The 6,000-nt window shown below is 64.7% G+C and carries 7 protein-coding genes and 1 tRNA gene; 3 read left to right on the top strand and 5 right to left on the bottom strand.

Annotation, left to right across the window (positions count from 1 at the left end; translation table 11 throughout):
* The first annotated feature begins 161 nt into the window (after positions 1 to 161).
* Both B0E51_RS12750 and B0E51_RS12745 read left to right on the top strand, forming a co-directional pair.
* Positions 162 to 692, top strand: coding sequence for a GNAT family N-acetyltransferase (locus B0E51_RS12750; protein WP_143525909.1), 531 nt, complete (start codon positions 162 to 164; stop codon positions 690 to 692).
* A gap of 51 nt (positions 693 to 743) precedes the next feature.
* Positions 744 to 1,355 (top strand): GNAT family protein, encoded by a 612-nt coding sequence (locus B0E51_RS12745; protein WP_077445251.1) that lies wholly within the window; start codon positions 744 to 746, stop codon positions 1,353 to 1,355.
* 229 nt (positions 1,356 to 1,584) lie between these two features.
* Here B0E51_RS12745 and B0E51_RS12740 read toward each other — a convergent pair.
* The 5 genes from B0E51_RS12740 to ftsY form a co-directional block, all read right to left on the bottom strand.
* A tRNA-Phe gene (locus B0E51_RS12740) sits at positions 1,585 to 1,660 on the bottom strand.
* A gap of 83 nt (positions 1,661 to 1,743) precedes the next feature.
* Complete coding sequence (locus tag B0E51_RS12735; RefSeq protein WP_077445250.1) at positions 1,744 to 2,022, bottom strand: oxidative damage protection protein; 279 nt, start codon at positions 2,020 to 2,022, stop codon at positions 1,744 to 1,746.
* Between the two features lie 69 nt (positions 2,023 to 2,091).
* Positions 2,092 to 3,138, bottom strand: a complete 1,047-nt coding sequence (mutY, locus tag B0E51_RS12730; protein WP_077445249.1) for an A/G-specific adenine glycosylase — start codon at positions 3,136 to 3,138, stop codon at positions 2,092 to 2,094.
* Positions 3,135 to 4,196, bottom strand: a complete 1,062-nt coding sequence (locus tag B0E51_RS12725; protein ID WP_077445248.1) for an AsmA family protein — start codon at positions 4,194 to 4,196, stop codon at positions 3,135 to 3,137. The genes mutY and B0E51_RS12725 overlap by 4 nt, the downstream gene beginning before the upstream one ends.
* A gap of 17 nt (positions 4,197 to 4,213) precedes the next feature.
* Positions 4,214 to 5,320 carry a signal recognition particle-docking protein FtsY gene (gene ftsY, locus B0E51_RS12720; RefSeq protein ID WP_077445247.1) on the bottom strand — a complete coding sequence of 369 codons (1,107 nt, stop codon included), beginning with the start codon at positions 5,318 to 5,320 and terminating at the stop codon, positions 4,214 to 4,216.
* 95 nt (positions 5,321 to 5,415) lie between these two features.
* Here ftsY and rsmD point away from each other — a divergent pair, with 95 nt between their 5' ends.
* Positions 5,416 to 5,976 (top strand): 16S rRNA (guanine(966)-N(2))-methyltransferase RsmD, encoded by a 561-nt coding sequence (gene rsmD / locus B0E51_RS12715; RefSeq protein WP_077445284.1) that lies wholly within the window; start codon positions 5,416 to 5,418, stop codon positions 5,974 to 5,976.
* Positions 5,977 to 6,000: the final 24 nt, after the last annotated feature.

Raw genomic sequence — 6,000 nt, 5'->3', positions numbered from 1 at the left:
AAGTCCACACCCAGGGTTATAGTGCTCATGGAGACTTCCTCTTCTGCTGACGGTTGTTTCGCAACACCATCATGGCCTTCGAGGCCGTAAGGGGAGGAAGTCTCTTTTTACTCGTTCAAGGCGGACGGCTCCGGCGCCGCTTAACTCCAGCGTTAGGCGTCATGAATCGTATCGCTGAACTCCCGATCGGCCAAGCAACAGAGTGGAGCGCTCGCGACAGGACGTTCACTGTCGAATGCGAGTTGAAGCTGCATCTTGTGAATGGCGCCTTGAGCTATGAGCCGGTCGCCGTCGCACCCTACGAGAAGACGTATCCGTCGTGGCAGAGGTTGTCCGCCGAAGGCGTTTCGTTTGCCGTTTACCTTGGTGATCGTGTTGTCGCCGAAATCGCCGTGTCGAAAGGTTGGAACGGCTACGCCCACATAGAGAACCTGATCGTTGCTCAGGAGTCTCGGCGTCAAGGCGTGGCAAGAGCGCTCGTCGAGCGAGCCGTCGCATGGGCAGAATCACAGCTTCTCCCTGGCATCATGCTCGAGACTCAGAGCAACAACGTCTCAGCTTGCAAACTCTACGAGTCCTGTGGCTTCCAGCTACGGGGCTTCGATTCAGGTCTATATCGCGGGCTCAATCCACACTCGGAAGAAGTGGCGCTATTCTGGTACCGGCAAACACCGGAACAGCCTGTACCGTGACGCCTAACCCTTCCTTCAAGCGGACCGCTTAACTCCTGCGTTAGGTGCTTCATGAGTGACTTTCCTACTCTCGAAACAGATCGCCTACTTTTGCGGGAAATCGTCGACTCGGATGCGCTGGATGTGCTTGCCATTCACGGTGATGCTGAGGCAATGCGCTGGTTCGGCTCAGATCCACTTACCGACATTCAACAGGCAGAGAAGCTGGTCGAGATATTTGCCAGTTGGCGCCAAATGCCGAATCCTGGAATACGCTGGGCAATTCGGAGAAAAACCGATAACCGATTTCTCGGCTCCTGTGGCCTTTTCAAATGGAACCGCGGGTGGAAAAGTTGCATTATCGGGTACGAGCTTGCGTCTTTTGCGTGGGGGCAAGGCTTCATGATCGAAGCCTTGTCGGCCACCTTGGATTGGGGCTTTGAAAATATGGAGCTAAACCGAGTTGAAGCACTGGTACATCCCGAAAACATTGCGTCCATCAACCTCATGTGCAAACTCGGTTTCACCCAAGAAGGTCACATGCGCGAAGCTGGGTTCTGGCTCGGCGAGCATCATGACTTGCAGCAGTTTGCGTTGCTTCGTCGAGAGTACCTAACCCGGCGCTCAACCTCGCTCCATTCAGTCGCTGGACACCGCGCGATAAAGCCGCGCAGCACCGGCTAGCTTTGCGTTAGGGCAGGGCGTCGGGATGCATATCGCCCCGCCTGCGTGCGCGAGTGACTTTCGCAAAGTACTGTGAAGTGCGAAGGACGGCAGTACTGCGCGGCCGCCGGCAATGGCTAAATTGCGCGAGATTCAGACAAACGGCAACCGAACGGCAACCGAACGGCAACCGGAGCGCTCGAGGCCACAAAAGAAAACGGCTTGCATCGCTGCAAGCCGTTGATACACATGGTGGCCGGGGACGGAATCGAACCGCCGACACGGGGATTTTCAATCCCCTGCTCTACCAACTGAGCTACCCGGCCGGAAACTTGGCCACCAAGGTACAACCGTGGAGGTTGTTGATGTTGCGTGGAGCCGCGCATTAGACCGAATACGCGGCTTTTCGTCAAGACTCGCTGTCAGGCGCAGTGAAACCTGTGGCCCTCGCGAAGTCGCCGCCGAACAGGAATTTCTCCATTTCCTCGGCGAGGTATTTGCGTGCCTTCGGGTCGAGCGGGTTGAGTCGGTATTCGTTGATCAGCGTGGTCTGGTGGGCCAGCCACTGTTGCCATGCGGGCCTGGAAATCTCGGCGTAGATGCGCTGGCCGAGCGGGCCGGGCCACGGGGCGAAGTCGAGGCCTTCGGCGTCGATGCCGAGCTTGGCGCAATGGATGGTGCGGCTCATGGTCTGGTTCCTTGTCGGCTGCACGGGTCGGGTGTGGCCGGATTGAAAGACGAAGCTTGCAGGATGCGCTCAACCGGCGTCGTTGATCTGCAGCAGCAAGCTGCGTACTGGTGCGGGCAGGCCGAGCGAAGTCAGTTCCTCGAAGCTGCACCAGCGCAGCTGCGGATTATCGGCGATGCCGCGTCGTGCTGTCGCGCGATCGAACAGCAACGGTTCGATGTCCAGCCGATAGTGGCTGAAGACGTGGGTGAAGGGTGTGAGCGCCTGCGCGTCATCGATCTGCGCGTGCTGCTGTGCGATACGCCATGCTCCATCCGGATCAGCGGCCTCGGGCAGGCTCCATAGACCTGACCACACACCTTGCGGGCCGCGCCGTTCCAGCAGCACGCGGCGTTGCCGATCGCGCAGGATCAGCATCACGGTGGCGCGGGTGGGAATGCGCTTGCCGGGTTTGCCGGTGGGCAGCTGCGCAGTGAGGTTGTCGCGATGGGCAACACAGTCGCCGACTAGAGGGCAGGCCTCGCAGCGCGGGCGCGAGCGTACGCAGACGGTGGCACCCAGATCCATGATCGCCTGGGTGTAGTCGGCCGCGCGCGCAGTCGGTGTATGCGCCTCGGCGTGCTGCCACAGCTGTTTCTCCACCGCGCTTTCGGCGGGATGGCCGTGGATGCCGTGGTAGCGGGTGAGCACGCGTTTGACGTTGCCGTCGAGGATGGCGAAGCGCAGCCCGTGCGCCTGCGCCAGGATCGCGCCGGCGGTGGAGCGGCCGATGCCGGGCAGCGCATGCAAGGCGGCGAAGCCGCGCGGCAGTGCGCCGCCATGCTGCTCGACGCAGATCTGCGCGGCGCGATGCAGGAAACGTGCGCGGCGGTAGTAGCCGAGCCCGGACCACAGCGCCAATACGGTGTCCTCGTCGGCGGCAGCGAGGTCGCCCAGGGTGGGCAGCGCGCCGATGAAGCGCTCGAAGTAGCCCACCACCGTGGTGACCTGGGTCTGCTGCAGCATCACTTCGGACAGCCACACGCGATACGCATCGCGTGGGTGCTGCCATGGCAGGTCCTTGCGGCCGTGCTGGTCGAACCAGCGCAGCAGTCGCGTGGCCAGGGTGACCGTCATGGTTTCCTGCTGGCCGCCGGTCGGGCCGGTGCGGTGGTGCTGGCGGCAGGTACATCGTCGCCAGTCTGCAGGGTCAGGCCTTCGATGCGGATGCCGTCGGTCTCGAGTCTGGATATCTCGGCATGGCCGCTGCCGGGCGGCATGGTCAGCTGCGGTCCCTGTTCGTCGCTGAGCTTGCTCCACCAGTGCGCCAGCTCCAGCGGTGGCAGGCGCATGTCGGCATGGTTGTCGGGACCGTCCAGTTTCAGCGCGAGCAGCAGCGGGTTGTCCTGGTCGGCCGGGGTCAGTTTCAGCGAGATGTCGTATTGCCCGGCGTCGGCATGGTCGAGCTTGCCGGCCAGGCTGGCAGCCGCATCGGCGGCGCCATGCCAGTGCGCGCTGCCGTTCAACACCAGGGTCAGCATGCTGCCTTGCGACAGGTGCAGTGCGATATTGTCCAGCTGCAATGCATTGCCCTGGATGCGCGGCGTGGCGGACAGGCGCAACTGCAGCGGCGTATTGGCAGCGGTGCTTGCCGACATGCTGACCGGGAACGGTTGGCCCGAGATGAGGCTGCCGGCTTCGAGGGCGACATTGCCGAGCAGCAGTTCATCGCCACGCACCACGCTGCCGCGGCTGATGCTGATGCCGGTGTCGATGCGCGGGATATTCGGCGGGACTCCCGCCGGCTGCGCGGGCAGGGCGGTCAGCCAATCCTGCAGGGCACCCAGATCGACACGTGGCGAATCGATCTCCAGCCGGGTGATCACCGGCGCGCCGCCGAACACGGTTTGCCAGGGCAGCGCCAACCGGCCGCGAGAAGCGAGCAGGATCGGCGCATTGGCGCCCCGGGCATTGAGCGTGATGCCGGAGAGCTCCAGCGCCGGGCGGGGGAACAAGGTGGGGCTGGCCGGGCTGGCCAGGCTCAGCTCCAGTCCGGCATTGCGCACCTGGGACTGCAACATGGCGGTGAAGCGATCCGGCTGCAGCAGCAGGTAGACGGCCATGACCACGGCGAGCCCGGCCGCCAGCACCAGGCTACCGAGCACCAGCAGGATCAGCCGCAGTCCCCGCGACACCGGCTCAGCCCCACGCTTCAGTCATGGCCATGCCCGTCGCCCAGGCTGGCCGGCAGCAGGCCGTCGACGAAAGCCTCGGCCTCGAACACGCGCAGATCGGTGGCGGTTTCGCCGAGACCGACGAAGCGGATCGGCAGGCCGAACTCGCGTGCCAGCGCAAACACCACACCGCCCTTGGCGGTGCCGTCGAGTTTGGTCACGACCAGCCCGGTGACACCGACGATCTGGCGGAACTGGCGCACCTGATTCACCGCGTTCTGGCCGGTAGTGCCGTCGATCACCATCAGCACCTCGTGTGGCGCATCGGCGTCGAGCTTCTTCAGCACGCGGGCGATCTTGCCCAATTCGTCCATCAGGCCGCCCTGGGTATGCAGGCGCCCAGCGGTGTCGGCGATCAGCACATCGATGCCGCGCGAGCGCGCGGCCTGCAGTGCGTCGAAGATCACGCTGGCGGCATCGGCGTCCTGGCCTTGCGAGATCACCGGCACCTGGTTGCGTTCGCCCCAGGTCTTCAGCTGTTCCACCGCGGCGGCGCGGAAGGTGTCGCCCGCGGCCAGCATCACACTGTGGCGGTCATCGCGCCAACGGCGGGCCAGCTTGCCGATGGTGGTGGTCTTGCCGGCGCCGTTGATGCCGACCGTGAGCACCACGAAGGGCTGCCTGCCGCGCACGTCCAGCGGCTGCTCGACCGGCTTGAGCAGGGCGATCAGCGCCTCGCGCAGTGCGGCCAGCAAGGCTGGCGCGTCGGCGAACTCGCGCTTGTGCATGCGTTTGCGCAGGCTCTCGACCAGCTCGGTGCTGGCTTCGACGCCGACGTCGGCGGTGATCAGGGTGGTTTCCAGTTCGTCGAGCAGGTCGTCGTCGAGCTTGGGATGGCGCACGAACAGCGAGCTGAGGCCGCGCGCGAATGCATTGCCGGACAGCCGTTCGCGCCAGCTGCGCCGGGCCGGAGCTGCTGCCTCCGGCGCGACCGGTTCAGCGACAGCTGCCGTGGTCTGCCCGTCGTCGATCGGGGCGGTGGTGACCGTCTCGGGAGCTTCGGGCGCAGCCACATCGTCCGCGGCTGCGGCTGCAGGTTGCGGCGGAGCCGTCTCGGCAGGCTTCTTCTTCCAGAACTTGAGCATTGCAGGCGTGATTCAAAGACAATGGGCGGCATGCTAACACTCCCATCCGTACTGGCCGCTGAGGGCCCGGTGTCTTGAGCGGCGGACGCAACGTCATGCCGGGACGGATCCGCATCATCGGCGGCAGCCTGCGCAATTCGCGGCTCAACGTGCCGGATCTGCCGGGCTTGCGGCCCACCGCCGAGCGGGTGCGCGAGACCTTGTTCAACTGGCTGGCACCGGTGCTTGACGGTGCACGCTGCCTGGACCTGTGCGCCGGCACCGGGGCGCTCGGGATCGAGGCGCTGTCGCGCGGCGCGGCCAGTGTCCAGTTTGTCGAGCGCGATGCGCAGGCGGCGCGTGCCTTGCGCGACAACCTCGGTCGGCTGAAGGCCGACGGTGGCCGGGTGGCGGCCGTCGAGGCGGGGGCGTTCCTGCAGGGGGCTGTGCAGCCGGTGGATCTGGTGTTCCTCGATCCGCCATTTGCACTCGGCATGTGGACGGGGCTGGCGCAACAGCTGGAGGCCAGCGGCTGGCTGGCCTTGCCGGCATGGATCTACGTGGAGTCGCCGCGAGCCGGCGCTCCGGCGCTGCCGCCGAACTGGCAGCTGCATCGGGAGGGACAGGCCGGCGAGGTGCGTTTTGCGCTCTATCGGCGCGCGGTTCCGTTAAGCTAGGCCTACTTTGACTGCCGCCCTCGA

Origin of the sequence: Rhodanobacter sp. C05, assembly GCF_002001165.1 — a bacterium.
Lineage (GTDB): Bacteria > Pseudomonadota > Gammaproteobacteria > Xanthomonadales > Rhodanobacteraceae > Rhodanobacter.
This window is presented reverse-complemented; position numbering and strand designations above follow the sequence as displayed.